This window comes from Streptomyces sp. NBC_00659, from assembly GCF_036226925.1.
Lineage (GTDB): Bacteria > Actinomycetota > Actinomycetes > Streptomycetales > Streptomycetaceae > Streptomyces.
The window spans coordinates 8,462,444-8,488,883 of record NZ_CP109031.1 but is presented as its reverse complement, the minus strand read 5'-3'; the positions used below and the strand labels follow the sequence as shown (position 1 = coordinate 8,488,883).

General features: G+C 72.1%; 25 protein-coding genes. 19 read left to right on the top strand and 6 right to left on the bottom strand.

Translation table 11 applies throughout. The features are described from left to right. The first annotated feature begins 17 nt into the window (after positions 1-17). The 10 genes from OG410_RS37050 to OG410_RS37005 all read left to right on the top strand — a co-directional run bounded on the left by OG410_RS37050 (position 18) and on the right by OG410_RS37005 (position 10,431). Positions 18-746: a response regulator transcription factor gene (locus OG410_RS37050; RefSeq protein ID WP_329303149.1), complete on the top strand. Its 729-nt coding sequence runs from the start codon at positions 18-20 to the stop codon at positions 744-746. A 142-nt stretch (positions 747-888) separates the two neighbouring features. Further along, on the top strand, positions 889-2,352 hold the full coding sequence (locus tag OG410_RS37045) for a sensor histidine kinase (protein ID WP_329303148.1): 1,464 nt from the start codon (positions 889-891) through the stop codon (positions 2,350-2,352). Between the two features lie 151 nt (positions 2,353-2,503). After that, positions 2,504-3,337 (top strand): phytanoyl-CoA dioxygenase family protein, encoded by an 834-nt coding sequence (locus tag OG410_RS37040; protein ID WP_329303147.1) that lies wholly within the window; start codon positions 2,504-2,506, stop codon positions 3,335-3,337. 211 nt (positions 3,338-3,548) lie between these two features. Next, positions 3,549-4,403 (top strand): endo alpha-1,4 polygalactosaminidase, encoded by an 855-nt coding sequence (locus OG410_RS37035; protein ID WP_329303146.1) that lies wholly within the window; start codon positions 3,549-3,551, stop codon positions 4,401-4,403. A gap of 10 nt (positions 4,404-4,413) precedes the next feature. Beyond that, positions 4,414-5,706 (top strand): ABC transporter substrate-binding protein, encoded by a 1,293-nt coding sequence (locus OG410_RS37030; protein ID WP_329303145.1) that lies wholly within the window; start codon positions 4,414-4,416, stop codon positions 5,704-5,706. A gap of 90 nt (positions 5,707-5,796) precedes the next feature. Beyond that, positions 5,797-6,759, top strand: a complete 963-nt coding sequence (locus tag OG410_RS37025) for a carbohydrate ABC transporter permease (RefSeq protein WP_329303144.1) — start codon at positions 5,797-5,799, stop codon at positions 6,757-6,759. Next, the gene (locus OG410_RS37020) at positions 6,756-7,586 is read left to right on the top strand and encodes a carbohydrate ABC transporter permease (RefSeq protein ID WP_329303143.1); all 831 of its coding nucleotides are present in this window, start codon (positions 6,756-6,758) and stop codon (positions 7,584-7,586) included. The genes OG410_RS37025 and OG410_RS37020 overlap by 4 nt, the downstream gene beginning before the upstream one ends. Before the next feature lie 6 nt (positions 7,587-7,592). Beyond that, the gene (locus OG410_RS37015; protein WP_329303142.1) at positions 7,593-8,579 is read left to right on the top strand and encodes a carbohydrate kinase family protein; all 987 of its coding nucleotides are present in this window, start codon (positions 7,593-7,595) and stop codon (positions 8,577-8,579) included. After that, positions 8,576-9,895, top strand: coding sequence for an alpha-glucosidase/alpha-galactosidase (locus tag OG410_RS37010; protein WP_329303141.1), 1,320 nt, complete (start codon positions 8,576-8,578; stop codon positions 9,893-9,895). The genes OG410_RS37015 and OG410_RS37010 overlap by 4 nt, the downstream gene beginning before the upstream one ends. Before the next feature lie 116 nt (positions 9,896-10,011). Further along, positions 10,012-10,431, top strand: a complete 420-nt coding sequence (locus OG410_RS37005; protein WP_329303140.1) for a DUF7144 family membrane protein — start codon at positions 10,012-10,014, stop codon at positions 10,429-10,431. A 75-nt stretch (positions 10,432-10,506) separates the two neighbouring features. Here the strand turns inward: OG410_RS37005 and OG410_RS37000 are convergent, their stop codons facing one another. After that, positions 10,507-13,170 carry a LuxR C-terminal-related transcriptional regulator gene (locus tag OG410_RS37000; protein ID WP_329303139.1) on the bottom strand — a complete coding sequence of 888 codons (2,664 nt, stop codon included), beginning with the start codon at positions 13,168-13,170 and terminating at the stop codon, positions 10,507-10,509. A gap of 313 nt (positions 13,171-13,483) precedes the next feature. Here OG410_RS37000 and OG410_RS36995 point away from each other — a divergent pair, with 313 nt between their 5' ends. The 4 genes from OG410_RS36995 (at position 13,484) to OG410_RS36980 (ending at position 18,292) form a co-directional block, all read left to right on the top strand. Further along, positions 13,484-15,109, top strand: coding sequence for an MFS transporter (locus OG410_RS36995; protein WP_329303138.1), 1,626 nt, complete (start codon positions 13,484-13,486; stop codon positions 15,107-15,109). A 198-nt stretch (positions 15,110-15,307) separates the two neighbouring features. Next, the gene (locus OG410_RS36990; protein ID WP_151467062.1) at positions 15,308-15,505 is read left to right on the top strand and encodes a hypothetical protein; all 198 of its coding nucleotides are present in this window, start codon (positions 15,308-15,310) and stop codon (positions 15,503-15,505) included. A gap of 126 nt (positions 15,506-15,631) precedes the next feature. Next, the gene (locus OG410_RS36985) at positions 15,632-16,294 is read left to right on the top strand and encodes an HdeD family acid-resistance protein (protein WP_329303137.1); all 663 of its coding nucleotides are present in this window, start codon (positions 15,632-15,634) and stop codon (positions 16,292-16,294) included. A gap of 240 nt (positions 16,295-16,534) precedes the next feature. Next, a complete protein-coding gene (locus tag OG410_RS36980; RefSeq protein ID WP_329304392.1) occupies positions 16,535-18,292 on the top strand; it encodes an ArnT family glycosyltransferase in 1,758 nt (585 codons plus the stop codon). A gap of 76 nt (positions 18,293-18,368) precedes the next feature. Here OG410_RS36980 and OG410_RS36975 read toward each other — a convergent pair whose 3' ends face one another. Further along, complete coding sequence (locus OG410_RS36975; RefSeq protein WP_329303136.1) at positions 18,369-18,890, bottom strand: hypothetical protein; 522 nt, start codon at positions 18,888-18,890, stop codon at positions 18,369-18,371. A 218-nt stretch (positions 18,891-19,108) separates the two neighbouring features. Here OG410_RS36975 and OG410_RS36970 point away from each other — a divergent pair, with 218 nt between their 5' ends. Further along, entirely contained in the window at positions 19,109-19,594 is a 486-nt protein-coding gene (locus OG410_RS36970) for a hypothetical protein (RefSeq protein WP_329303135.1), read from the top strand. Positions 19,595-19,664: 70 nt separating this feature from the next. On the opposite strand, the gene OG410_RS36965 is transcribed toward OG410_RS36970, so the two are convergent. Continuing rightward, the gene (locus OG410_RS36965) at positions 19,665-20,198 is read right to left on the bottom strand and encodes a flavoprotein (protein ID WP_329303134.1); all 534 of its coding nucleotides are present in this window, start codon (positions 20,196-20,198) and stop codon (positions 19,665-19,667) included. A 294-nt stretch (positions 20,199-20,492) separates the two neighbouring features. Here OG410_RS36965 and OG410_RS36960 point away from each other — a divergent pair, with 294 nt between their 5' ends. Both OG410_RS36960 and OG410_RS36955 read left to right on the top strand, forming a co-directional pair. Beyond that, the gene (locus tag OG410_RS36960) at positions 20,493-21,125 is read left to right on the top strand and encodes a LysE family transporter (RefSeq protein WP_329303133.1); all 633 of its coding nucleotides are present in this window, start codon (positions 20,493-20,495) and stop codon (positions 21,123-21,125) included. A gap of 190 nt (positions 21,126-21,315) precedes the next feature. Further along, positions 21,316-21,759, top strand: coding sequence for a nitroreductase family deazaflavin-dependent oxidoreductase (locus tag OG410_RS36955; protein ID WP_329303132.1), 444 nt, complete (start codon positions 21,316-21,318; stop codon positions 21,757-21,759). Between the two features lie 134 nt (positions 21,760-21,893). On the opposite strand, the gene OG410_RS36950 is transcribed toward OG410_RS36955, so the two are convergent. Further along, on the bottom strand, positions 21,894-22,898 hold the full coding sequence (locus tag OG410_RS36950; protein ID WP_443063936.1) for a cation diffusion facilitator family transporter: 1,005 nt from the start codon (positions 22,896-22,898) through the stop codon (positions 21,894-21,896). Between the two features lie 254 nt (positions 22,899-23,152). On the opposite strand from OG410_RS36950, the gene OG410_RS36945 reads away from it, so the two are divergent. After that, entirely contained in the window at positions 23,153-23,458 is a 306-nt protein-coding gene (locus tag OG410_RS36945) for a DUF4235 domain-containing protein (protein WP_329303130.1), read from the top strand. A gap of 33 nt (positions 23,459-23,491) precedes the next feature. On the opposite strand, the gene OG410_RS36940 is transcribed toward OG410_RS36945, so the two are convergent. Then, positions 23,492-23,953: a pyridoxamine 5'-phosphate oxidase family protein gene (locus tag OG410_RS36940; protein WP_329303129.1), complete on the bottom strand. Its 462-nt coding sequence runs from the start codon at positions 23,951-23,953 to the stop codon at positions 23,492-23,494. 93 nt (positions 23,954-24,046) lie between these two features. Further along, entirely contained in the window at positions 24,047-24,811 is a 765-nt protein-coding gene (locus OG410_RS36935; protein ID WP_329303128.1) for a TetR/AcrR family transcriptional regulator, read from the bottom strand. A gap of 117 nt (positions 24,812-24,928) precedes the next feature. Here OG410_RS36935 and OG410_RS36930 point away from each other — a divergent pair, with 117 nt between their 5' ends. Then, positions 24,929-26,422, top strand: a complete 1,494-nt coding sequence (locus OG410_RS36930) for an APC family permease (RefSeq protein WP_329303127.1) — start codon at positions 24,929-24,931, stop codon at positions 26,420-26,422. Positions 26,423-26,440 lie beyond the last annotated feature (18 nt).

Sequence of the window (26,440 nt, the reverse complement as noted above, 5' to 3'; positions counted from 1 at the left end):
TGTGCCAGGCTGGTGGGGTGAGGATTCTGGTGGTGGAGGACGAGCGCGAACTGGCGGAGACGCTGCGCCTGGGGCTGACGGCCGAGGGCTATCGCGTGGACGTGGCCCATGACGGCCGCGAGGGCCTGTGGAAGGCCCGCACGGGTGACTACGCGGCCATCGTGCTCGACCTGATGCTGCCGCTGCTCAACGGCTACCGGGTCTGCGCGGAGCTGCGCCGCGAGGGCATCACCACCCCCGTGCTGGTGCTCACCGCGAAGGACGGCGACTGGGACCAGGCCGAGGCCCTCGACACCGGCGCCGACGACTACGTCACCAAGCCGTTCACCTACCTGGTCCTGGTCGCACGGCTGCGCGCGCTCATGCGCCGGGCGCGGGGAGCGGCCTCCCCGCTGCTGGTGGTGGGCGACCTGGTGCTGGACGTGGCGGCCAGAACCTGCCTCAGGTCGGGCGTCGCCGTCCCGCTCACGCCCCGGGAGTTCGGAGTGGCCGAGGTGCTCGCGCGGCGGCCGGGCGAAGCGGTCACGAAGTCGGAGATCCTGCACCACGCCTGGCCGGACGAGGCCGAGGACCTCAACCTGGTCGAGGTCCGGGTCAGCGCCCTGCGCCGGAAGATCGACACGGCCTTCGGACGGCAGTCCCTCCTGACGGTGCGCGGGGTGGGCTACCGGCTGGTCGACGACCGCGGAGAGACGAGGGAAGGCGCCGTCCAGGAGCCCCGGGCCGGGCGGAACTCCGGTGGCTGACGTCCCGAACGGGCGGGATCCGAGCGGGCGCCGCACCCTGGTACCCGCGTTCCCGCCCGGCATACTCCGTCGGCCTCAGCGCGCCCGCCTGCTCCCACGCTCGGTACGGGTTCTCCGGTCTCTGCGGGTTCTCCCACGCTCGGTGCGGGCGCGTTCCGCGTTCGCCGCCGCCTTCGCCGCGGCCGTGCTCTTCACCTCCGGGGCCCTGCTGATGCGGCATCAGCTGTACGACGAGCGGCTGCGTGCCACTTCGTCGGTGGCCCAGGAGCAGGTCGACACCCTTCTCAGCGCAACCGCCCACTCGTCCATCAGCGGCCCCTGGGGAGCGCCGTACGAAATCGTCGCCGACAGCGGCATGCTCCTGGCGTCCAGTCCCGAGCTGGAGCCGTACGAGAAGGACGGCCACGCGTTCCTCCCGGGCCCGGGCCGGGGCGGGAGCCTGCCCCTGTACACCAGACGCCGGTTCACGTTCCCCGCCGTGGCCGAGCCGGCGGCCCGCTCGCTGTCCGGACAGACCCTGACCACCGTCGACGGGACGGTGCCCGCCTCCTACCTGCCCGGCGAGACGCAGGGGCGAGGGGTGGCCGCCGGCGCCCGGGTCCGGGTGTACGTCCTGATCGTCCCGGACGATGCCGAGCAAGCGGTCGGCGAACTCGACCGGGAACTCGTCGTGGCCGTTCCCCTCGCGACCGCGCTGGTGGCCGGGGTGGCCTGGCTGGCCACGCGCCGGGCGCTGCGGCCGGTCGAGGCGATCAGGGCGCGTACCGCCTCGGTGACCGCGACGGACCCCCGCGAACGGGTGGAGGTACCCGACACCGCCGACGAGGTGGCGGAACTGGCACTGACCATCAACGCCACCCTGCAGCGGTTGGAGGAGTCGGCCACGGCACAGCGCCGGTTCGTGGCGGACGCCGCGCACGAACTGCGCAGCCCGCTCGCCACCCTGCTCGCGGGGCTGGAGGTGGCCACCGCCTACCCCGACCGGGCCGACTGGCCCGCCGTGGTGTCCGCGGCCGGCCGGCAGACGCGGCGGCTGAGCGGTCTGACGGAGGAACTGCTCCTGCTGGCCCGGCTGGACGCAGGCGCTCCCCCGGCCCCCACCGAACGGGTCGACCTGGCGGCGCTGGCGGGCCGGCTCGTGGAGGAGTACGCGGAACGCGCCGGGGGTTCCCCGAAGGTGGATCTCCTCGTCGCCGCGCCGGGTACGGCGACGACGGTGTGCGCGGCACCCGGTGACCTCGAACGGATCCTCCGGAACCTGCTCGACAACGCCCTGCGCCACGCCGTCGACCGCGTGCTGCTGACCGTGACCCGGGACTCGGCCGCACCCGGGTCGGTGCTGTGCACCGTCCGCGACGACGGGCCCGGCGTCGCGGAAGCCGACAGCGAACGGATATTCGAGCGGTTCACCCGCCTGGACGAGTCCCGCACCCGTACGGACGGCGGCACCGGCCTCGGCCTCGCCATAGCCCGCGACCTGGCGGCCCGGCACGGCGGCCTGCTCGTGCTGGCGGTGCAGCCGAAGGGTTCGGGGGCGTGCTTCGTCCTCCGCATGCCCGCGGGAGACCCGCTCCTGGGCCTCGTGACCTGCGGAAAGACGATGTGACACAGGCACTGAGCACACCCGTCCGGCGGATGCCCGGCCGTGTCGCGTGCCGCCGCGGGACGAACGGCCCCCGTGCGGTGGTGGGCGAGCCCCCGGACGGGGTAACCGCCCGGTGTGGGGCACGAGGGGTACGCCGAGAGGGGACGGTCATATGGCAGTCACGGACAGGAGCGGGCTCGGCCGGTTCGAGCAGGACGGCTTCGTGGTGCGGCGCGGGCTGTTCGCCCCGGACGAGATCGACACGCTGTGCGCGGAGTTCGCGGCGCTGCACGAGGCCGGCCCGGTCCCCGGGCACTTCGAACCCCGGGCCCCCAGGACCGGCGGCACGGAGTCCGGCGGCGTCGGAACCGGCGCCCCGGCCGACCCGCTGCACGTCTTCCCCCGCTTCATGCACCCGCACCGCGTCAACGCCCTGTCGCTGCGTCTGCTGCTCGACCCGCGGGTGCGGGACGTCCTGGAGATCCTGTTGGGGGAAGAGGTGCTGGCCGCCCAGAGCATGTTCTACTTCAAACCGCCCGGAGCCCGCGGCCAGGCGTTGCACCAGGACAACTTCTATCTGCGCGTCGAGCCCGGCACCTGTGTGGCCGCGTGGACCGCCTGCGATGTCATCGACCGTGAGAACGGCGGCCTGGAGGTCGTGCCGGGCACCCATCGGATGGACCTGTTCTGCCCGCACGAGGCGGACCCGGCGCTGTCCTTCGCCCGCGAGTACATACCGCCGCCTGCCGGTCTGACCGCCGTGCCCGTCGACATGGAACCGGGGGACGTCCTGTTCTTCAACGGCAGCCTGGTCCACGGCTCCGGCCCCAACCGCAGCCGTGACCGTTTCCGCCGGTCCTTCATCGGCCACTACGTCGGCCGCTCCACCCGGCGCATCGGCGGCTTCTACCGCACGCTGACGATGGACGGTGAAGCCGTGGCCCTGCCCGAGAACGAGGGCGCGGGCCCGTGCGGGACGGAGTGGACGGCGGCCGGTCCGCACTGAACGCCGGAGCAGCCTACCGGCGGCCCCCTCGGCCGAGGGGGCCACTTGACGAAGTCGGGCCTGCGCGATTTCATCCTCTGAGTGCCGTGGTGCGACCCGGCACGCAGAGGTGCGCCCAGCCGGTAACGGACCAGGTTCAAGTCCGGCCAAAGTCGCCAGGATCGCTCGAAGCGTCCGAGGCGGGGACGCACTCGCGATTGGTGGAGCGGACATGCCCCCCGTCAAACGTGTTCTCCGCGCCGGAGTTCCGGTCACGGCCCTCGCCGGTCTTCTTCTGACGCTCGCGGGCTGCGACGCGGGCACGGACACGAGCGCCTCGGCGAAACCGGCGCCCCGCCCCGGCCGGACAGCGACCTCCGTCGAACTCCCCCCGCTCCACACGGGGTTCGACTACCAGATCGGCGGCGCCTACCCCCCGGCCGCCGACGTCCGCATCGTCAGCCGCGACCGCTCGTCCTCCCCCGCCCGCGGCCTGTACAACATCTGCTACGTCAACGCCTTCCAGGCCCAGCCCGAGGAACGCGGACAGTGGCCCGCCGACCTGCTGCTGCGGGACGCGGACGGCAAGGTCGTCGTCGACCGGGACTGGAACGAGGCTCTGCTGGACATCCGGACGCCGGACAAGCGCCGACGGGTGGCCGCGCGGGTCGAGAAGTGGATCGACGACTGCGCCGACAAGGGATTCGACGCCGTCGAGCCCGACAACTACGACAGCTACACCCGCTCGCGGAAACTGCTGAGCTCGGAGGACGCCACCGCGTTCATCACCCTGCTCTCGCGGCACGCGCACGCCCGGCATCTGGCGATCGGGCAGAAGAACACCGCCGAACTGGCGGGAGTCGGATCGCGGACCGGGCTCGACTTCGCGGTGGCGGAGGAGTGCGGCGAGTACGACGAGTGCGGCGAGTACGCGAAGGCCTTCCACGACCGGGTGGTGGTCGTCGAGTACACCGACAGCGGTCTGCGCAAGGCCCGTTCGGCCTTCGGCGACCGGCTGAGCATCGTGCGCCGGGACGTGAAGGTCTCGACACCCGGCAGCGCGGACTATGTCCGCGAAACGCGCTGAGGAGGCCGGGATGACACGCGTGATCGCGCGGCGCCGGCTGTTCCTGGGCGCGGCCGCCGCCGGGGCACTGGCAGGCTGCGGCGGCCCCTCGGACGGTGTCGGCACCGACGGCAGGGTGACCGTCGAACTGTGGCACGGTCAGAACGACACGGCCAGGAAGGCCGTGGAGTCGCTGGTGGCCGAGTTCAACCGCACCCATCCACGCATCCGCGTGGACAGTTCGGGCGGCGGGGTGGTGGCCGACGCCATGCTCCAGAAGGTGACGGCCGCGCTCGCCGCCGGCTCGTACCCCGACATCGCCTACATCTTCGGCTCGGACCTGGCGAGCGTCGCCCGCAGCCCCCGGGTCGTCGACCTCACGTCCGCGCTGCACGAGGGCACCCCGCCGTGGGAGTCCTTCTGGGCGCCGGTACGGGACGCGGTCACCGTCAACGGCAGGGTGCGCGCCGCGCCGGCGGTGCTCGACTCGCTGGCCGTCGTCTACAACAAGAAGCTGTTCCGCCAGGCCGGGGTCCCCTTCCCGAAGGCGGGGTGGAGCTGGGACGAGTTCACCGACACCGCGCGCCGACTCACCGACTCCGGGCGCGGGACGTTCGGCACGGGCTGGCCGGGCACGGGCGACGAGGACACGGTCTGGCGGCTGTGGCCGATGATCTGGGACCTCGGCGGCGAGGTGATCGCCGCCGACGGCGGGAGGGTCGGCTTCGCCGAGCAGGGCGCCCAGGCTCTGTCGACCCTCGCCCGACTGGCCCACGACAGAAGCGTCTACGTCGATCCGAAGCCCGGCAGCGAGCAGATGTACCAGGTGTTCCTGAGCGGCCGGATGGCGATGGTGGCGACGGGACCCTGGCAGCTTCCGGACGTCATCACCGCCAAGGTCGACTACGGCGTCGTCCCGCTCCCGACGTACAGCGGCAGGCCCGTCACCATCTCCGGGCCGGACACCTGGACCGTCTTCGACAACGGTTCCGCCCGTTCCCGGGCGGCCGTCGAGTTCGTGCGCTGGATGATCCGGCCGGCCCAGGACGCGCGCTGGGACCTCGCGGCGGGCAGTCTCCCGCTCGGCTCGGCCACCGCCCGGCGTCCGGAGTGGCGCGAGCACGCGCGGACGACCACCGGACTCGGCGTGTTCACCGACACGCTGGACTCCGCCCGGGTCCGGCCCGTGCACGCCGCCTATCCGCAGATCTCCCAGGCCCTCGGCGAGGCGATCGTCTCGGTCCTGCTCGGCAAGGACTCCCCCGCCCACGCCGTCCGCCGGTGCGCCGACACGGCCGACGCGGCCCTGCTCATCCCCCGGTGACCTCGGCTCGTCCCCGGTGTACCTCGGCTCGTCCCCCGGTCACCTCGACTTCAGACGTTCCCAGCCGACTTCCGGCTGAAGGAGGCCGTCATGTCCACCCTTCCCCGTGCCATCACCGTCGTTCCGGGCCCCGCGGTGACCCCGGCCGCCGCACGGCGCGCCGCCCGCCGCCGCGGCCGTCGGGAGACCGCCACCGCCTGGGCCTTCATCGGTCCGGCGGTCGTCGTGATCCTCGGTCTGAGCATCGTGCCCGTCGTCTGGTCGCTGCTGCTCTCGTTCCGGGCCGACGACCTGGTCACCCCGGGCCGCTGGGTCGGCCTCGACAACTACCGGGCCCTGGCCCAGGACCCCAACTTCCGTACGGCCGTGGGCAACACCCTGCTGTACGCCGCCCTCTACGTGCCGCTCAGCCTGTTCGGCGGGCTGATGCTGGCCCTGGCGCTGAACCGCCGTATCCAGTTCATCGGCCTCTACCGCACGCTCGTCTTCGTTCCGTTCGTGGTCTCGGCGACCGCGCAGGGCGTGCTGTTCTCATTCATCCTCGATCCCGAGTTCGGTGTCGCGAACTCCCTGCTGCACAAGCTCGGGCTGTCCCCGCAGGGCTTTCTCACCGACCCCGACCAGGCGATCTATCTGCTGGTACTCATCTCGCTGTGGAGCGGTGTCGGATTCTGCGTCGTCGTCTATCTGGCCGCGCTGCAGGACGTGCCGCCCGAACTGGTGGAAGCCGCGCGGATCGACGGGGCGGGCCGCGTGCGGGTGCTGCGCCACATCGTCCTGCCGACCCTCACCCCGGTCACCGTGTTCCTGCTGCTGTGGCAGCTGATCACGGCACTCCAGGTCTTCGACCTGATCTATGTGACGACGAAGGGCGGCCCCCTCGGCTCGACCGGCGTGGTCGTCTACTTCGTCTGGCAGCAGGCGTTCCAGACGTTCACGGCGGGCTACGGGGCCGCCGCGGCGTACGTCCTCGCGGTCGCCCTGCTGGTGGCGGGCGGGGCGCTGCGGCTTCTGCGGCGATGGCAGGAACGTACCGAAGGAGTGGTCCGATGAGTTCACCCGCGGCCTCCCGCAGGCCGAGCACGTGGCACCTGCTGCTGGCGCCGCTGACCCTGTGCTTCGCGCTGCCGCTGGTGTGGCTGGTGCTCAGCTCGGTGATGTCCGACGCGGAGATCAACCGGTTCCCGCCCGCGCTGTGGCCGAAGGGGATCGACCTGGGCGGCTACCGGTATGTGCTCGGGAACGCGATGTTCCCGCGCTGGTTCGCCAATTCGCTGATCGTCGCGGTCGCGGCCGTCCTGTCGAACCTGCTGCTGGGAGCGCTCGGCGGCTACGCCTTCGCGCGGATGCGGTTCGCCGGGTCACGGACCCTGCTCGCCCTGATGCTCGCGACGATGGTGATCCCCTTCCAGCTCACGATGATCCCGACCTTCCTGGTGATGAAGGAGCTGGGTCTCATCGACACGCTCGGCGCGCTGATCGTGCCCTCGCTCGTCACCCCGTTCGCGGTCTTCCTGTTCCGGCAGTTCTTCCTCGCGCTGCCCAGGGAGATGGAGGAGGCGGCCTGGATCGACGGGTGTTCGCGGCTGCGGGTGCTGTTCTCGATCGTGCTGCCGCTGGCCCGGCCCGCGCTGGCCACCGTCGCGGTGCTGACCTTCCTGAGCACCTGGAACGACTTGTCCTGGCCGCTCATCGCGATCAACCACGACACGCGGTACACCTTGCAGCTCGGTCTGACGACGTTCCAGGGACAGCACCACACGCGGTGGTCGGCGGTGATGGCGGGCAACGTGATCACCGTGCTGCCCGTCCTGGTCGCGTTCCTGCTCGCGCAGAAGACCTTTGTCCAGTCGCTCACTTCGAGCGGTCTGAAGGGCTAGGCCACCATGAAATCGTTCGATCTCCTCGTCGTCGGCGACGCCAATCCGGATGTCGTCCTCGGCCCGTTGCGCGGCCCCCTGGAGTTCGGGCAGCGCGAACAGCTCGTCGAGCACGCCGGGTTGGTGCTCGGCGGCTCCGCCGCGATCATGGCGTGCGGGGCCGCGCGGCTCGGGCTGCGGGTCGCGTTCGCGGGCCGGGTGGGTGACGATCCCGCGGGTGCCTTCGTGCGCGAGGCGCTCGCCGGGCGCGGTGTCGACGTGGGCTTCCTGGTCACCGACCCGGTCCGGCCCACACCCCTCACCGCCGTCGTCATGGCCGGGGACGGGGACCGGGCCATCCTGACGGCGCAGGGCTGTCTCACCGAGACCGGTCCCGAGGACGTGCCGCGGGACCTGATAGCGGCCTCCCGGCATGTGCACGCGGCCTCGTTCTTCCTGATGCCCCGTCTGGCCCGGTCCCTCGCCCCGGTGTTCGGCCTGGCCCGGGCGACCGGCGCGACGACGTCGCTCGACACGAATGACGACCCGGCCGGGCACTGGGACCACCGACTCATCGACCCCGTACTGGAGTTCACCGATTTCCTGTTGCCCAACGCGGCCGAGGCGTCGGCGCTGTCCGGGGAAGCCGATCCGGTCGCCGCTGCCGCCGTCCTGGCCGGCCGGGGGCCGACGGTCGTGGTCAAGGACGGCGCGAACGGCGCCCTCGCCGACACCGGGACGCGGCTCGCGCACGCACCGGCCACGGCCGTCGCCCCCGTGGACACCGTCGGCGCGGGCGACAGCTTCGACGCCGGGTTCGTCGCCGCGACCCTGCGCGGCCTCGACCTGCGCTCCGCGCTCACGGTGGCCGCGGCCTGCGGTTCGCTCTCGACCCGAGCACACGGCGGTACAGCGGCACAGCCCACTTGGGACGAGGCCCTCGCCGCGGCCCGCGCGCACCTCCCTGCAGTTCCACCAGCCCCCCGCACCCACGAGACCAGGAGCCGTTCATGAACGACGTCACCGCCCCGAAGATCGCCTTCATCGGAGCCGGGAGCGTGGTGTTCACCCAGGGACTGCTGGCCGACCTGTTCAGGTTCCCCGAACTCGCGCACGCGCGCATCGCGTTGCACGACATCGACCCGGAGCGGCTCGACACCGCCGAGGGCGCCGCCCGCCACATCGCCGGCGTACGCGGCGCCGAGCCCGCCATCACCGCGCACCCCGACCGACGGGCGGCCCTGGAGGACGCCGACTTCGTCATCAACATCATCCAGGTCGGCATGGACCGCGCGACGCGCACCGACTTCACCGTTCCCGCCCGCTACGGACTGCGCCAGACCATCGGTGACACCCTCGGCATCGGAGGCATCTTCCGGGCCCTGCGCACCTTCCCGGTGCTCCGCTCGCTCGCCTCCGACATGGCCGAACTCTGCCCGGACGCCCTGCTGTTGAACTACACCAACCCCATGGCGATGAACGTCCTCTACCTGAGCCGCATCGCGCCGAAGCTGCGCGTCACCGGCCTGTGCCACTCGGTGCACTGGACGATGCACGACCTCGCCCAGCTCGTCGGGGTCCCCTTCGAGGAGGTCACCCACCTGGCCGCCGGGGTCAACCACCAGGCGTGGGTGCTGCGCTTCGAGCGCGCGGGCCAGGATCTGTACCCGCTCCTCGACGAGGCCATCGCCAAGGACCCCGGGCTGCTGCGCCGGGTCCGCGTGGACATGTACCGCCGCCTCGGCCACTACCCCACCGAGACGAGCGAGCACTCCTCGGAGTACGTGCCGTGGTACCTCCACCACGACAGCGAGATCGAGCGGCTCAGGCTGCCGGTGGGCGCCTATCTGGACATCATCGAGGAGAACGCCGCGAGCTACCGGCGCACCCGCGAGGCCCTGGCCTGCGGGGTGCCCCTCCCCGTCGAGGGCACCTTGGAGTACGCCCCGCAGATCATCCACAGCACGCTCACCGGCACCCCCCGCACGATCTACGGCAATGTGCCCAACCGCGGCCTGATCGACAACCTCCCGGCGGACTGCGTCGTCGAAGTCCCGTGCCTGACGGACGCGTTGGGGGTGCAGCCGACCCGTGTCGGCGCGCTGCCCCCGCAGTGCGCCGCGCTGAACAGCGCGTACGTATCCGTCACCGACCTGGTGGTCCGCGCCGCCACCGACAACGAGCCGCGGCACATCCGGCACGCCGCGATGGCCGACCCCGCGACGGCCGCCGCTCTCCCCGTCGAGCGCATCTGGGACCTGTGCGACGACCTCGTACGGGCTCACGGTGATCTCCTGCAACCCGGGCTGAGGGCGCTGCTGGGCCACTGAGCGGGGGACGACGTCCGTTCACCGTCACCCTTAGGGGGTGAGGCCGGTCGGGCCCGGGTGCCGCAGGCTCGGTGGTGAGTGGCTGCGGTCGCAGCCCGTGCAACGGAGGTCTCGCCATGGCAACCACCCAGCATCACACCCGCTCCAAGGCCACCATGACGGCCGCGAGCGGCCTGATGATCTTCGCCTCGGTGATGCTGTTCGTCTCCGGCGTCCTGGACATCCTGCGGGGCGTCATGGCCGTCGCCGAGGACGACGTCTTCGTCACCAGCCAGAACTACGTCTTCAAGTTCGACCTGACGAGCTGGGGCTGGATCCACCTGACGCTCGGCGCGCTCGCCGTGGTCGTGAGCATCGGCCTGTTCACGGCGGCCACCTGGGCACGGGTGATCGGCGTGGGCATCGCCGCACTGCTGATCATCGCCAACTTCCTCGACATCCCGTACTACCCCGTCTGGTCGCTGACGCTGATCGCCCTGTACGGATTCGTCATCTGGGCGCTCTGCGTGGCCCGGCCGGACACGGACACGCCGTAGCCGACGCCGACGCCGGAGCCGGACCGGGCCGGGTTCGACCGGGCCGGCCGGCATCCGACGCGACGGGGCCGCGGCTCACAGGATGTGCAGGTCGCGGGCCCGTCGTACGGCCTCGCCCCGGCGGGTCGCGGCGAGCTTGCGGTAGACGCTCTTGAGATGGGTCTTGACCGTGTTGACCGACAGGTGCAGATCGGCCGCGATCTCGTCCCTCGACATCATCTGCGCCAGCCGTTCCAGCACCTCCTGTTCGCGCTCGCTGAGCGGCTCGATCACCGGGCCGATCACGGATTCCTGCCCCGTCCGCAGGCCCGGCCCGGTACCCCGGACCGCGGCCGCCTCCGGGAGCCACTCATGGCCCTGGGCCAGCGCGGGCCGGTGCCGTACGAAGGCCCGTATCCAGGGGCCGGCCTCCAGGAACGGCCGTCTCAGACGCTCCGGTCTGGCTGTCCGCAGGGCCCGTGCCACCAGTCGCTGGGCGGTGGAGTCGTCGCCCAGCGCGTCCGCGGTCTGCGCCCGCGCGAGCAGCACCCGGACGGCGATGCCGGGCCCCTCGTCCACCTCGGCGGAGAGCGCGTCGAGCAGGGCGTGCGCCGCCTCCCGGTCACCGGTGGCGAGCCGGGCACGGGCGGCGGCCGCCGTGGCCTCCGGCCCGGTCGCCCGCTCCTCCACCAGCACCTCCGCCGCGGCGAGCGGTTCGCCCAGCGCCAGGTACGCGGTCGACATGGCCAGCGCGGCCCGGTCGCTGACCCACGGTGAGGGCTCGACCCCGTGCGGCGGATGCTTCAGCTCCTCCAGGACGCGCAAGGCCTCCTTCGGATGCCCCTTGGCCAGCAGTATCCGGGAGCGCAGCAGTGCCAGGCCCGCCGTCGCGACGGGATCGTGCGAGGCCGTGCCGGAGGCGGTCGCCTGGTCCAGATGGGTCTGCGCCGCCACCAGATCGTCGCGCTCCTCGGCGACCGCCGCCAGGACGAGCTGGGCGACGCCCGTCCGGGCGGCGGGCGGCAGGCCGGAGCGCTCCGCCTCGGCGACCGCCGCCCGCGCGTGCGACTCCGCCCGGCTCGGCCGGCCGCACAGGAGGTCGATCAGGGCGAGCCGGCTGAGGGACTCGTGCCGGGGGTACGCGGTGGACGGCCCGTCATCGACCTGCACGGCGGCGGACAGCGAGAGCCGGGCCGCGTCGAGCCGTCCCGCCCAGAGCTGTGCCGAGCCCAGGTCGGTGAGCATCAGGGCGGGCAGTTCCGGGTGCCGTTCCAGCCGCTCGGCCGGAAGGGACAGCTCCGCCGCCGTCATGTCCTCGGCCGCCGCCTGCGCCGCCTCGGCCGAGCCCGTCAGCCGGGCGGCGAACACCCGCAGCAGCGCGTGGCTCAGCCTCAGGGCCGCCGTGCCGGCCTCGTCGCCGGCCAGGCTCTCCCCTGCCCGGCGCAGGTAGTCGAGGCCCCGGTCGACGTCGTGGCGGACGAGTTCACGGGCGGCGCGCACCAGACACGCGGCCGGGCCGGCCGCGTCCGGGGGCATGGCGGCGAACAGTCCGTCGAGGCGCTCGGCGTCGAGTCCCGTCAGCAGTTCGCCGATGGCCAGCTCGTCGACGAAGCGGTCGGCCGCGAGCTCCCATTCGCCCGCCCCCGCCGCGTGCGGCAGTGCCTCCGCCAGCAGGCCCGACTCGCTCAGCCAGCGGGCGGCCCGCCGGTGCAGCTCCGGCTCCAGGCCCGGGAGTCTGACCCGCAGATGGACCCGCAGGATCTCCGCGAACAAGGGGTGCAGCCGGTACCACGAGTGGCCGATGGCCTCGACGAAGGCGTTGGCGTGCTGGAGCCCGGCCAGAATGGGATCCGCGTCGTCCCGGCCCGTCAGGGCGTTGGCGAGATCCGGGTGGATCTGATCGAGGATGCTCGAACGCAGGAGCAGGTCCTGTGTCTCGTCCGTCTGCGCTTCGAGGACCTCGGCCAGCAGGAAGTCCGCGAGCGTGCTCTGGCCCGCCTCGAAGTTCTTGATGAACGTGTCCGGGTCGTCGACGTGCTGTGCCGCGAGGATGCACAGGCGCAGTCCGGCCGCCCAGCCCCCGGTCCACTCCGTCAGCGATCGGGCGCCGTCCTCCGACAGCCGGATGTCGTGACGGTTCAGCAGCGCGGCCGTCTCTCCCGGGACGAAGGCCAGGTCGGCGCCCCGGACCTCGGCGACCTCTCCGGCGGCGCGGTAGCGGTGCAGCGGAAGCTGTGGCTCCGTACGACTGACGACGACCAGGCGCAGGCCACCACCCGCGTGGCGCAGGACGAACTGGAGTTCGTCGGCGACCTCGGCCGAGGCACCCACCCGGTCGAACTCGTCGAGCACCAGGATCACGGGATCCGCGCGTTCGCTCAGCCAGGCCGCCAGCCGGGTCAGCAGGGAGTGGTCGACGTCGCCGGGGCTCGACGGGCTGCCGATGTCGTCCGGCACGTCCGCTCCGTGCCGCCGCAGGGATTCCAGGACGTACGTCCAGAAGATGCCGGGGCCGGTGTCCTCGGGCTCCACGGTCAGCCAGGCCACGTCGTCCGGACGGTCCATCGTGGAGATCCAGTGGGCGACCAGGAGCGTCTTGCCCGCTCCCGCGGGCCCGTTGACCAGGGTGAGGGGGCCTCGCACACCCTCGGCGAGGCGTCCGACCAGCCGCGGCCTGCGGACGAAGGTCTCCGTCAGGTCGGGGACGGTGAACCGGACGGCGAGCAGTGGGTCACCGCCCGGGGTCAGCAGCCCGGCCATGAGGTCCCGCCTCCGCGATGTCTCGGCAGCGGCGACGCGTCCGATCCGATGTGGTCCGGGTCCACGGCTCCCTCCCCGGTGTAACCCCCGCACACTGATCGTCACCCGCTGTCCCGAATGTCGCAAGGCAGGCTCCGGTCCCCCGCCGCGGGTGAGGTGCCGGGCGCCCGTCCCGGGTGCCATGGGAGCGGATTCCCCGGATGCGCGAAGGCCGAGGTCCGGGTGCCATGGAGGTGCCGTGGATGTGCGGCCGTGCCGGACGCCCCTGTCCGGCACGGCGGCGTCGCGGGCGGAATCGATGAGGTGGTCACCGGTGAAACACTGGCGCGCTCTTGCCGTGCTCGGGACGGCCCAGTTCCTGATGGTCCTGGACACCTCCGTCATGAACGTGTCCATCAGCCAGCTCGTGGAGGACTTCGACACCGACGTCACCGCCATCCAGGCCGTCATCACGCTCTACGCGCTGGTCATGGCCGCGTTCATGGCCACCGGCGGGCGGCTCGGCGACATCCTCGGACGCCGTCGGCTCTTCCTCGTCGGGCTCGTCGTCTACGGCGTGGGCTCGGCCCTGACCGCGGTGGCTCCCACCCTGTGGGTGCTGGCGCTCGGCTGGTCGGTCATCGAGGGCCTCGGAGCCGCCCTGGTGCTGCCGGCCATGGCGGCCCTCGTGGCGGAGTCCTACAGCGGAAAGGACCGGGCGGTCGCCTACGGTGTCATCGGCGGGCTCGCCGGTGCGGGCATCGCGGTCGGACCGCTGCTGGGCGGCTGGGTGACGACGTACCTCACCTGGCGTCTGGTCTTCGCGGGCGAGGTCGTGGTCGTCGTCGCGATGCTCTGCTTCCGCCGGGCGATCCCCGACAGACCCCGGCCCGAGCCCCGCCCCCGGCTGGACGGCGTGGGCGCCTTCCTGTCGGCGGCCGGACTGGGACTGGGCGTGCTGGGTGTCCTCCAGAGCGGCACCTGGGGGTGGGTGCAGCCCCGCAACCCGCCCTTCACCGTCCTCGGCTTCGCTCCGACCCTGTTCGTCGTCGCCGCCGGGGTACTCGTCCTGGCCGTCTTCGCCAAGTGGGAGCGCCGCAGGGAGGCGCACGGCACCGACCCGCTGATCCATCTGTCGCTGCTGCACCGGCTGCCCCTGCGCTCCGGCCTGCTGACGCTGGTCAGCCAGAACCTCATCCTGCTGGGGCTGTTCTTCGCCATCCCGCTGTATCTCCAGGTGGTGCAGGGATTCGACGCGTTCCAGACGGGACTGCGGCTGCTCCCGGTGTCCGTCACGATGCTGCTGGCGTCCGTACTGGCCTCCAGGCTGGGGCGGGTGATGGGACCGCGCCGGGTGGTGAGACTGGCCCTGCTGACGCTGCTCGGAGCCATCACGTGGCTGCTGGCCACCATCGAACCGGACATCGACGACGCCCAGTTCGCCGGGGCCATGGCCCTGCTGGGCGTCGGCATGGGCCTGCTCGCCTCGCAGCTCGGCAACGTGGTGCAGTCCAGCGTCGGCGAGGAGGAGCGCAGCGAGGTCGGCGGACTCCAGTTCACCGCCCAGAATCTGGGCTCCGCCCTCGGTACCGCGCTGATCGGATCGATCCTCGTCGGCGCCCTGGCGCAGGCCTTCACCAACCAGGTGGCGAAGAACCCGGCGGTGTCGCAGGAGGCACGCACCCAGACCAGCGTCGCGCTCGAAGCCGGAATCAGCTTCGTCCCCACCGACCAGGTGCGTTCGGCGGCCGAACAGGCCGGGCTGCCGCCGGCCGAGGTCGACGCCGTCACGGACTCCTACGCGACGGCGCAGCTCAACGGCCTGAAGGCGGCGATCCTCGCGGCCGGAGGCATCACGCTCGCGAGTTTCCTGGTCACGACGCACCTGCCGACCGGACGAGCCGGCCGGGGCAAGGAACCCGGGACGAGCAGCCCGACCGTTCCCGTCGAACCGGCGTGAACGCGCGGGACTCGAACCGGCGAAACCGAGACGCTCGCACCGGCGTGAACCCGGGGCGCGTGAACCGGCGTGAGCGCGCGCGGCTCCCCGGCCCCGATTCACCTTCTGCGGGTGAGGGCGGGCGGGGCGCGGTGCCGGATGATCGTGGGGAAGGGTGCCGTCCGTCCACCCCAGGCCGCCCGCCGGGGGGAGCCCCGTATGCAGTACGAGATCCGCGTCGAGGGACATCTGTCGGAGACGCTTTCCGAGGCGTTCCCGGAGATGGACCACGTGCTGATCTCGGGCCAGACCATCCTGTTCGGCCCGGTCGTCGACGAGGCACACCTGTACGGACTGCTGGCCCGCTGCCGGTCGCTCGGCCTGCGGGTCGTGGAGATGCGCCAACTGCCCGGGTGACCACGAGGATCACCCGCCGGGGGTGAGCCGCCGGAACCCGGCGCACGGGAGCGTGGATGCCGGGAATCCACCCACCGTCCCGTCGGCGGCCCGGAACCGGTCCGCTCGACCGCGTGAGGAGGAACCATGACGGAATCGCATGGTCCGGCACCGCACACCAGACCCGAACCCGGGCCCGGGGGCCAGGCCTACGCGCCCCCGGGGGACCCCGCGGTCGTGCTGGACCGCGTCGGCGCCTCCTGGACCTGGCTCCTCGGCTCGGCCGTCGCGACGCTGATCCCCGGCATCCTGATCCTGGTCTGGCCGGACGAGACCCTGCACGTCCTCGCGGTTCTCCTGGGCCTCTACCTGCTGGTGATCGGCCTGTTCCGGTTCGTGTCCGTCTTCGGCCACCGGGAGCAGGGCAACCGGTTCGCCACGCTGCTGATCTCGGTGCTCTACGTCCTGGCCGGCGTCCTGTGTCTGCGAAACCCGCTGCAGACCATCGCCGCGCTCTCCCTGATCCTCGGCATCGTCTGGCTCGTGTCCGGCGTGCTGACCGCGTACACCGCCCTCGCGGCCAGGGACCTGCCGCACCGCGGCTTCGTCCTGTGCGCGGCGGCGATCGGCATCATCGCGGGCATCGTCGTACTGGCCCTGCCGACCGAGTCGGCCCGCGCCCTGACCCGGCTGCTCGGTCTGTGGATGGTGCTGATCGGTCTGGTCGAACTGGCCGTGGCCTTCGCCTTGCGGGCCGCGCTGCGCCGGGCGGTCTCCGCCGGGCCGCGCGACCCGGCCTCCCCGTACTGAGGAGAGGCCGGGACGGAGGACCGAGCACGCCCGGCCGTACGCACACCACCGCCCGCGATCCCTTGAGTTGTGCGGAAGGCCGGGCATACTCGTGGCTCCCCTGCCAGGGCGCCGGCCGGATCACCCGGCCGGCGCCTCGACGCGTACCCGGATCCGTGGGCCGCCCGATGAGCAGGCTCGTACGGAGCGGACGTAACAAAGGGCATGCCGACATCTCTGGCCAGCAGGCACGACGAGCGCATGCCGGTGAACGGCGCGGTGGCACCGCGCGCGCTCCTCGGACGGCTGCGGCGGCACAGACGGGCCGCGTTCGTCGTCGCCGTGGCCCTGCTGCTGCTCCAGATGGCCGTCGCCATGGTCAGTACGGCCGTCGAGCAGACCCCGACGATCGACGAGCCCGTGTACGTGGGCACCGCGACGGTCTACGTCCAGCGGCACGACCTGCGGTACAACCCCGAGCATCCGCCGCTGGGCAAGCTGGTCATCGGAATCGGTCTGCTGTTCGCGCACCCGCACCTCGACCCCGCGTTCAAGGGTGACCAGACCGAGCTCGGGCGGCATGTGCTGTACGAGTCCGGCAACGATCCCTGGCGGGTGATGCTGTGGGCGCGGTTGCCGGTGATCGTCCTGACGCTGCTGTTCGGTCTGGTCGCCCTCGCGTTCGCCCGTGAACTCTCGGGCAGGAGGGGCGCGTTGGTGGCCCTCGCGCTCTACACGTTCTCGCCCGACGTGATCGCGCACGGCTCGCTGGCCACGCTCGACGTTCCGGCGTCGGGGTTCCTGCTGACCTCGGTGTGGCTGGTGTGGCGGGCCAGGCGACGGCCGTTCCTGTACCTGCCGCTCTCGGCCGTGGCGCTCGGCGCGACGGTGGCGACCAAGATGAGCATGCTGCCGGCCGTTCCGCTGGTGCTGCTCCTCGCGGTCGTGTCCGTGTGGCACGCGGGCACCACCGGCGGGGACACGGCGCCGGGTAGCGACCCACGGGCGAAGGCCCGGCTGCTCGGACGCGCCGCCGCGGCCGCCGCCGGGATGGCCGTGGTCGCCGTCGCCGTGGTGTGGGTGACGTATCTGGCCGTCGATCCCCGGCTGCGCTGGACGGCGCCCGCGGATCTCCCGGCCGTGCACGGACTGCGCGCGCTGCTCGTCGACCACCTGCCCGTGCCGCGGCCGTACCGGGACGGTATGCGGGTCCAGTTCGGTTTCGAGAACGCGACCTGGCAGGGCTTCCTCTTCGGCCGGCTCTACCAGGGGTCTCTCTGGTACTACCTGCCGGCGGCGCTGCTGGTGAAGACCCCGCTCGGCATGATGGCGCTCTGGACGGCCGGTTCGCTCACCCTTCTGGCCGTACGCCGGCTGCGCCCCGCGGCCCCGTACCTCCTGGTCCCGCCGGCACTGCTGCTGGCCTCGGCGATGACCGGCTCCCGCGATCTCGGCGTGCGCTACGCCCTGTTCATGCCGGTGTTCCTCGCGGTCGCGGCGGGCTGCGCCGTGGTCCCGCGCGGGCGCCGGCCGGAACGGGCCGGGGCCGATCGGCTGCGCCTGCCGGGGTGGGCGGGGATCACGCGGCGGCCCGGGCCGGGGTGGCCGGGGCCGGTGACGGCGGCGCTGGTCCTGTTCGTCGGCGTCAGTTCGCTGCTGACGTACCCGTACTACCTGCCGTACTCGAACGAGGCGTTCGGCGGCCCGGGGAAGACCTATCTGCGTCTGCACGACTCCAACGTCGACTGGGGCCAGGACCTCGGCCGCCTCGCCGACCGGCTGAAGGGGCACTATCCCCACGAGAAGGTGTGGCTCGTCTACAAGGGCGCCGGGGTGCCGTCCGCCTACGGCATCGACGCGACCGACCCCCGTACGGTGCCCGCGGCCCGGGTGCACGGACTGCTCGTCGTCTCCGACACCGCGATCGACAAGGCCGACGCCCGCCTGAAGGCGCTGCTGGCCCCGAGCGGACGGGTCGAGGAGATCGGCCACTCGATCACCGTGTTCCGGAGACCGTGACCGGTGCCGTTCGCGGGCGGCAGGCCGGCGACCGGCGCGGCGCCTCCGCCGAACGGCCGACGGCCGTCGAGCCTGCCTACGCCCGCTCCAGGACGTAGGCGCTGCGGGAGTCGGGGTCGCCGAAGAAGAAGTACAGCAGCAACCGCTTCTTGTCGTTCCGCTGCAGCTCGAAGGTCCAGGTATAGGTCTCGGGTGCGGGCTCGGGCCCGGCCGACGAGCCGAGGCTCTCATCGGGAGCGGGAGTGCGCGTGGCCGATGCCGTGCGCGAGGTGAGCGTCAGCCGGACATGCTGACCGTCGTTCCACCCGCCGCGCTCGTCCGTCAGCTCCCACACCCCCGTCCCCGACACCCGCCACCTGTCGCCGAAGTCGAATTCCTGCCCGTCCAGGAAGCGGATGACGGCTGTTCCGTCAGCACGGAGGGTGACTTCCGTGCTGTCGACGCAGCGCCACGAATCCACGATCTCCGCCCGCTTCGCGTCATGCACCGCGGGCACGTCGTCGTACATGTGCGGATTGCATCCCACCAGGACGAACAGGCCGGCCACGAGGACCGCGACGCGCCGTACCACCGGGCCGAGCGGGTCGGTCCTCACCATCCGGTCCTCCGAGGCGGCGCCACAAACGACTGCGGTTCGACCGTGGTGTCGATCACGCGCCCGCCATCCTGCCAGCATAATTGAACATGTTCAACTCCTTCTCCGGCCGCGTACTTCACCAGTCCTCCGCGGCCCGCTCGGTTCGCGGTGCTCCGCGAACCGAGCGGGCCGCGGGGCCCTGAGCACCAGCCCGCTGACCAGTGCTTATGATCTCGGGCATGCGTCATACCCTGCCCCGCCTCGCCTGTGTTCTGCCGCTGCTCGGAGTGCTCGCGGGCTGCGGGACCCCCCAGACAACACAGCCCGTCCCGAATCGTCCGCCGGCGAGCGCCGACCCTTCGGCGGGGCAGCGTCGCACCGAGTACGCGGCCATGCGCACGGAACTGCTCCAGGCCGTGGCGGAGGCGAAAGTGCCCGGCTCCATGGCAGGTCAGGGAATGGAGAATCCGACCGGCAACCTCTGCATGATCTCTCTCGACGACTTCGTGCCGACGAAGAGCGCTCCCCGTTCCCGTGAGAACGTGACCACGGCTTTGCGGGCGCGTGGCTGGAAGCAGGTCCAGGCAGGGGGCACCGACGAAAGCCGGCTCACCCGTGGCACCTGGGCGGTCTTCGTCACCCGCACCGGCGGACCGGGTCTCGTCATCGAGGGCGAGCCCATGCACGAACTTCGGATCACCGCCGACTGCGAGGGCAACGCCTGACGGGGCGGCCCGGCGGACGCGCCGGTTTCCGTCGGCCACGACTCGGAACCGGAGCGGGCCCGGAGCGGGCTCATGCCCCGGGCGTCAGCAGGTCCAGCACTCGTTCCCAGGGGAAATCCCCTTGCCCGCCGTCCTGTTGGCCGTCGCCGGCGTACGGGTCGCCGAAGCGGACACCCATTCCGCGCAGTCGCTCGACGCTGGCCCGGTAGGCGGGGTGTGCCGCCAACGCCTCGTTCACGCAGGGCAGTACGGCGATCGGGACGCCGAGTCCGTAGGCCTCGCACAGGGTTCCGAGGGCGAGGGTGTCGGAAATGCCGGCCGCCCACTTGTTGACGGTGTTGAAGGTGGCCGGGGCGAGGGCCACCGCATCCGGGGCGGGGAAGGGGCGCGGGTCGCCCGGGGCCCGCCAGGCGGAGCGGATCGGACGGCCGGTCCGTTCCTCGACGGCCGCCGCGTCGATGAAGCCGAGGCCCTGGGGCGTGGCGATGACACCGACCTCCCAGCCCCGCTCCCGCGCCGCCGTGATCAGCGTACCGACGCCCTCGGCGACGCCCGCCGCGCAGACGACCACGTAGAGGAAGGGTTTCTCGCTGGGTTCGCTCACGTTCGCACCCTAGTGAAGATCCCGGCCCGCCGGTGGAGAGGGGAGCGTCGCGGGGACTTTCCCCCGCCGGAGAGGGGCCTTCCGCTCCGCCGGGGCGCGTCGTCGGCGGAGACCTCGGCTCAGGACACCCCTCCGGAACCCTTCCGAAAACCGCTTGCGCGGTCGCGTCCGGCGGCCCGAACATCTGCCCATGTCCATGAACGAAGCCTTCCTGCCGCCGACCTCCGCCACCGTCCGTCCGGTGCGGGTCCAGCAGCAGCCCGGCCGACCGCGGGGGCCCGAGCTTCCCCGGTCGTGACCGCCGCTCTCGTCGCGGGGCTTCTCGCGGGCTACGGCATCGCCATGCCCGTCGGAGCGGTCGCGACCTACCTCGTCTCCCTCACCGCTCGCACCTCCCTGCGGATCGGCGCCTCGGCCGCGCTGGGCGTCGCGACGGCCGACGGGCTCTACGCCCTCGTCGCCGCGCTCGGGGGTACGGCGCTCGCCGCCGGACTCCAGCCGGTGATGCTCCCGCTCGGCCGGGCCTCCGCGCTGGTGCTCGCCGCGCTGGCGGTCCACGGCGCGGTCGGCGCAGTCCGCCGCTACCGCGAGCGCCGGCTCGCCGAGCGGACCGGGCAGGACCCCCCGCACCCCGTCCGCGCCTACCTGTCCCTGCTGGGGATCACCCTGCTGAACCCCACCACGGTCGTCTACTTCGCCGCGCTGGTGCTCGCCAACCGCACGGCCGAGGCGGTGAGTCCGCTGGAGCAGGGAGTGTTCGTACTCGCCGCGTTCGCCGCGTCCGCGAGCTGGCAGCTCCTGATCGCCGGGGGCGGCGCCCTGCTCGGCCGGACGCTGACGGGCCACCGGGGACGGCTGGTGACGGGGCTCGCGTCGAGCTGCGTGATCATGCTGCTGGCCGTACGTGTGCTGGTGGCCCCGTCATGAGGGCCCGGGCTCCGGCCGGTGTGCGGTCCGGCCGCTGTGCGAACCGGCCAGTGTGCGCCCGGTACACCCCACCGGGGGATCGGCCCGGCACGGGGAGCCACGCGGGCCGCGGTGCGGAAGATTCGCGTCCGTGCTGGTGTTGAATCGTGCCGAGACACGACCAGTCCGACGCGACGATGGGACGGAAGTCATGCCACTTGAGGGCGAGTACGAGCCCAGCCCCACGCAGTGGGTCCGGGACCAGGTGGAGTTGTACGAGAGTTCCGGTGGCACCAAGGGAACGACCCTGATGGACACCGGCCTGCCCGTCATCATCCTCACGACACGCGGTGCCAAGAGCGGCAAGATCCGCAAGACCCCGCTGATGCGCGTCGAGCACGACGGACGGTACGCCGTGGTCGCCTCGCTCGGCGGCGCTCCCAAGCACCCGGTCTGGTACCACAACGTCACCTCCGACCCTCACGTCGAGCTCCAGGACGGAGCCGAGCGCAAGGCGTTCACGGCCCGGGAGATCACGGGCGAGGAGAAGGACCGGTGGTGGGAGCGCGCGGTCGCCGCGTATCCCCCGTACGCCGACTACCAGAAGAAGACCGACCGGGTGATCCCCGTCTTCGTGCTGGAGCCGGCCGCCTGACTCCGGCACACCGCCGGGACCACGTGCCGGCCGGCTGACCCACCGGCCGGCGCACCGCGGGAACCCCCGACGGACCACCCGGATTTTCCGGCGTGCCGGTGCGCATGAACCGAAGGACGTCGGGCACCCGAACATCAGGCCCCGCCGCGCTCCCCCGTCGCGGCGGGGCTTCTCGTCGTGGCGGGGTCGCGTGCGGGGGCGGGGTCTCCCGTCGGCGCGTCTCGCGTCGGGACCCCCTCGCTCGTCCCGCCCTCGCCGCGGCGCGCGGCCGCTCGCGACGCTCCGGCGTCGGTCACGTCGAGGAAGATCTGGTCGGCCTCGGGAAAGGTGTGGGCGACCGAGCGCTTGATACGGACGGCGACCTCCTCGACCTCCTCGCTGTCGAGCCCGGGGACCAGGTCGATCCTGGCGGCCACCAGGGTCGAGTCGAGGCCGAGCTCCATGGTCAGCAGCGCCTCGACGCTGTCGATCTCGGGCTGTGCCTTCAGCAGTTCACGGATCCGGCCGCTCTGCTCCTCGTCGACAGCCCGTCCGATGAGCTGCTCGCGGGCGTCGCTGCCGAGCCAGAAGGCGATGCACACGAGCAGCAGTCCGATGGCGAAGGAGGCGCAGGCCTCCCACACGACCTGGCCCGTGATCATGTGGAGCACCATGCCGACGATCGCGAGGCTCACCCCCAGTACCGCGGTGCCGTCCTCGGCGACGACCGTCCGCAGGGCCGGGTCGCGCATGCCGTCGCCGCCCTTGCCGCGGATCTGGAAGAGGGCGCGCAGAAGCGAGGCGCCTTCCGCGAGCAGGGCCACGACGAGCACCGCGATCCCCGTCATATAGCCCCTGAAGGACTCCTCGGCGCCGTTGCGGAGCGCCTCGAAGCCCTGGAAGAAGGAGAAGCAGCCGCCCATGACGAAGATGCCGACGGCCGCGAGCAGTGACCAGAAGAACCGCTCCTTGCCGTAACCGAACGGATGCTTCCGGTCGGCGGGCCGCCTGCTGCGGCGCAGCGCCGCCAGCAGGAACACCTCGTTCAGGCTGTCCGCCACGGAGTGCGCGGCCTCCGAGAGGAGCGCGGGCGATCCCGAGACCAGGCCGCCCACCGCCTTGGCCACGGCGATCACCAGGTTGGCGCCCAGCGCCACGATGACGGTGACCCTGGTCCTGCCGTCCGAACCGTCCTCCTTCCGCCGCTGCCGTGTCGCCGGGGCGCGATCCGCCCCCTCCGGTTCTGTCGTCTCTTCACCACTCACACCGGCCGGTTTCCCTCGGGGCTCCACCTCACACGGGGACGGCGGGGACAATCGGACCGAGGGGTACGAGGCGGCGCATAGGGCACTCGCACCCTGTGGGAGTAGGTCCGCGCAGGTCGGCGGGCCTCGGAAGCGGAGAAGGAGTCCCGGTGTCCAAGAAGCCCAAGAAGCTCAAACTGCCCCTGGCGTACAAGCCGATCGGATTCGTCCTGAGCTGGGCCGGAGGCGCTGTCGCCGGACTCGCCTTCCAGAAGGCCTGGATGGCGATACGCCATGAGGAGGACGCTCCCGACGCCCTGGACAAGGACCGCGGCTGGGGCGAGGTCCTGCTCGCCGCCGCCCTCCAGGGCGCGATCTTCGCCGTCGTCCGCAGCGCGGTGGACCGCTCGGGCGCCAAGGCCATCGAACGGTCCACGGGCGTATGGCCCTCCCCCACCAAGTCCGGCCGCGACTGAACGGCACGCACGGGGCACGAGCGTCCGGCGAGGTCAGTCGGCCGACAGCCATCGGCCGTCGCGCATGAGGTCGCGGCCGGAGAGTTCGTCGGCCTCGCGCCAGGCCTGCACACGCACCGGGGTGACGCTGAAGTACTGGTAGTGGGTGCTGAGTCCGCGCGGGTCGAAGCCGGTGCGGGCCGCGAACGCGTCGCCGGTCCCCTCCGGCAGCTCGCCGGCCTCCAGTGTCCGGACGGTGCCTTCGATCATCACCACGTCGCGTGTCGGCCCGAGGCCGAGCCGTACCGTACCGGTCGCGCGCAGGTTGCGGCCCGTAGGACTGGCGGCGGGGGTGGCCAGCAGTACGGTCGTCCCGTCCCAGAGGTAGGACAGCGGCACCAGATACGGCGCTCCCCCGGCGCTGTCGGCGGTGGACACCCAGACGTCGACGTCGGTCTCCAGCCGGTCGAGCGTGTCCTGCGTGCGCTGCTTGCGGGTGCAGGCGGACGGGTTCATCTGCGGACAGCCTCCTGGTCGACGGCGTACGACGGGCGGCGCACCCGCCCGGGGCGGGCAGGTCGCTCCGCACGGATGACGGTGGAGCGGACCTCAGTGTGACGGGCCGGGCCCGTTCGGCGCGGGTCCTGCCGCGGACCCGCCCGCGGTGATCTCCGCGAGCCGGGCCGCGGCGGCGCCGAGCAGCAGGTCGAGCGCCGTCGGATAGGCGCTGCGCCGCATGTCGTGCACGAGGTGGCGGGCGGTCGCCGCGATGTTCGGGTGGCTGTCGGCGGGCAGCCGGGCGTACGTCGCCCGCCACACGACGGCCTCGGCCTCGCGGGTGGCCGGGGGAAGGGCGAGGCTCGCGGCGTCCAGGGCCGCGAACGCGAGGGCCTGGTCGACGAAGGCGTGGTAGATCCGTACGGCTTCGGGGTCGGGGAATCCGGCGCCGCGGAGCACCCCGAGGATCGTCTCCACCGCCTGGATCTCGTGGGCGCGGCCGGTCACCCGGTAGGAGCTGAGCACGGCGGCCTGCGGATGGGCGAGGGAGCCTGAGTGCATGCGCAGGCCGAGGTCCCGGAGGTCGGCGCGCCAGTCCCCCGTGGGATGCCAGGTGCGCAGGGTGCGGCCGATGAGTTCGTCGGCGATGGCGAGCAGCAGGTCGTCGGTGTCGCGGAAGTACCGGTACAGGGCGCTGGGGTCGGCGCCGAGGGCGAGGCCGAGGCGGCGGACGGTGAGCGCGTCGGCGCCGTGTTCCTTGAGCAGCCGCAGGGCGGTTTCGACGATCAGCTCCTCGGACAGGACGACGCCGGTCTTGGTGGGGCGTCTGCGCCGCCGGGCGGCGGGCGGGACGACGCGGTCGTTCGTGGACGTCATGGGTCTCCCTCCGGTGCGGGCACTTTATGTCAACACCGTTGACCTGTTAAGGCCCCGGGCAGTTTCATTTCCGGTCATCGGGCCGGAATCAGGCCCCGGGTGCGATCGGAGCAGGCCATGACGCAGAAGCCGTACGGTGTGGATCCCCCGTCCTTGCGCAAGACCCTCGGCCTGCTGGACGGTGTCGCCATCGCCGCCTCCAGCACGGCGGCGACCACCAGCATCGGGATCGGCCTCGGAGTGACGGCGGGGGTGGTCGGGCTGCATCTGCCCGCGATCATGCTGCTGGCCTTCGTGCCGATCCTCGGGATCGCGGGCGCCTTCTCCCGGCTGAACAAGGTCGAGCCGAACGCGGGCAACGGCTATGTGTGGGTGGGCCGTTCGCTCAGTCCCTGGCTGGGTTTCCTGGTCGGCTGGGTGAGCATCGTGGCCACGGTGGCGTTCCTCGCGTACACCACGGCGGTGACCGGTTCGGCGATGATCCAGCTCGCCGGCCAGGCGGGCCTGCACACGGTGGCGGGGCTGGCGCTCGATCCGGGCTCGACCGCCCAGACCACGGCCGTGGGCGTGCTGGTCCTGGTCGCCGTCACCCTCACCGCGGTGACCGGTGTCAAGACCGCCGCGCGGCTCCAGAGCGGGCTGCTGGTCTTCGAGTACGTCGTCCTGCTGGGCTTTTGCGGGTACGGCATCGTGAACGGTCCGCACCCCTTCAGCCTGAGCTGGTTCGACCCGTTCCAGATCCCGTCGACGACGGCGCTGGCGCAGGGGCTGCTGCTGTCGGTGTTCTGCTACTGGGGCTTCGAGGCGGCGTTCACCGTGAACGAGGAGGTGCGCGATCCGCGCGACGCCTCGCGGGCCGGGACCATCACGCTGGTGACGATGCTGGGGCTGTTCCTGCTCGGCTCGGTGGCCTTCCAGCGGGTGCTGTCCGAGGACGAGCTGGCCGGGCACGGTGCCGAGGGGCTGGCCTTCCTCGGGAACCGGCTCGCCGACCAGCCGCTGGCCGCGCTGCCCCTGGTGGCGCTGATGTTCTCCGCGGTCGCCTCGTTGCAGGCCGGGGTGATCCCGACGGCGCGCGGGATGTTCGCGATGAGCCGGGACCGTACGCTCGGGCCCGTGTGGTCCAGGGTCAGTGCCCGGTACGGGACTCCGGCGACCGGCACGCTGCTCATCGGCGCGATGGCCGTGGCGGTGGCGACGCTCTCGCTGGTGATTCCCCGCCTCGCCGACATGATCATGGCGACGGTCAACGCCGTCGGGATCGTCGTGGCGCTGTCGTACGCGCTCATCGCCCTCGCGGCGGCCGCCCGGTTCCGCGGGCTGCTGCGCGAAAACCTGTGGGACGGGACACGCGCGGTCGTCCTGCCCGCTCTGAGCGCTGTGGCGCTGCTCGGCCTCGGCGGCTATCTCGCCTGGTCCTTCTACGACTCGGCCGATCATTTCGAGGTCAGCGCGGACAACGGCTGGTTCCTGCTGCTCACCCCGACCCTGATGATCGTCTCGGGCTTCGTGGCCGGCGCGTGGGCCAAGTGGGGCCGCAAGTCCGCGTACTTCACCACCGGGCGGGGAACCGACGCCGACGCGCCCCGGCTCCTGGCCACCACCGACTGAGCTTCCGCCGACCCGAAG

What these genes read in the sequence shown, in the direction of transcription:
- OG410_RS37040 (WP_329303147.1), top strand. Translation starts at nt 2,504, where the DNA reads ATGGCAGTCACGGACAGGAGCGGGCTCGGCCGGTTCGAGCAGGACGGC.
- OG410_RS37035 (WP_329303146.1), top strand. Translation starts at nt 3,549, where the DNA reads ATGCCCCCCGTCAAACGTGTTCTCCGCGCCGGAGTTCCGGTCACGGCC.
- OG410_RS37030 (WP_329303145.1), top strand. Translation starts at nt 4,414, where the DNA reads ATGACACGCGTGATCGCGCGGCGCCGGCTGTTCCTGGGCGCGGCCGCC.
- OG410_RS37025 (WP_329303144.1), top strand. Translation starts at nt 5,797, where the DNA reads ATGTCCACCCTTCCCCGTGCCATCACCGTCGTTCCGGGCCCCGCGGTG.
- OG410_RS37020 (WP_329303143.1), top strand. Translation starts at nt 6,756, where the DNA reads ATGAGTTCACCCGCGGCCTCCCGCAGGCCGAGCACGTGGCACCTGCTG.
- OG410_RS37015 (WP_329303142.1), top strand. Translation starts at nt 7,593, where the DNA reads ATGAAATCGTTCGATCTCCTCGTCGTCGGCGACGCCAATCCGGATGTC.
- OG410_RS37010 (WP_329303141.1), top strand. Translation starts at nt 8,576, where the DNA reads ATGAACGACGTCACCGCCCCGAAGATCGCCTTCATCGGAGCCGGGAGC.
- OG410_RS37005 (WP_329303140.1), top strand. Translation starts at nt 10,012, where the DNA reads ATGGCAACCACCCAGCATCACACCCGCTCCAAGGCCACCATGACGGCC.
- OG410_RS37000 (WP_329303139.1), bottom strand. Translation starts at nt 13,170, where the DNA reads ATGGCCGGGCTGCTGACCCCGGGCGGTGACCCACTGCTCGCCGTCCGG.
- OG410_RS36990 (WP_151467062.1), top strand. Translation starts at nt 15,308, where the DNA reads ATGCAGTACGAGATCCGCGTCGAGGGACATCTGTCGGAGACGCTTTCC.
- OG410_RS36985 (WP_329303137.1), top strand. Translation starts at nt 15,632, where the DNA reads ATGACGGAATCGCATGGTCCGGCACCGCACACCAGACCCGAACCCGGG.
- OG410_RS36980 (WP_329304392.1), top strand. Translation starts at nt 16,535, where the DNA reads ATGCCGGTGAACGGCGCGGTGGCACCGCGCGCGCTCCTCGGACGGCTG.
- OG410_RS36975 (WP_329303136.1), bottom strand. Translation starts at nt 18,890, where the DNA reads ATGGTGAGGACCGACCCGCTCGGCCCGGTGGTACGGCGCGTCGCGGTC.
- OG410_RS36970 (WP_329303135.1), top strand. Translation starts at nt 19,109, where the DNA reads ATGCGTCATACCCTGCCCCGCCTCGCCTGTGTTCTGCCGCTGCTCGGA.
- OG410_RS36955 (WP_329303132.1), top strand. Translation starts at nt 21,316, where the DNA reads ATGCCACTTGAGGGCGAGTACGAGCCCAGCCCCACGCAGTGGGTCCGG.
- OG410_RS36940 (WP_329303129.1), bottom strand. Translation starts at nt 23,953, where the DNA reads ATGAACCCGTCCGCCTGCACCCGCAAGCAGCGCACGCAGGACACGCTC.
- OG410_RS36935 (WP_329303128.1), bottom strand. Translation starts at nt 24,811, where the DNA reads ATGACGTCCACGAACGACCGCGTCGTCCCGCCCGCCGCCCGGCGGCGC.
- OG410_RS36930 (WP_329303127.1), top strand. Translation starts at nt 24,929, where the DNA reads ATGACGCAGAAGCCGTACGGTGTGGATCCCCCGTCCTTGCGCAAGACC.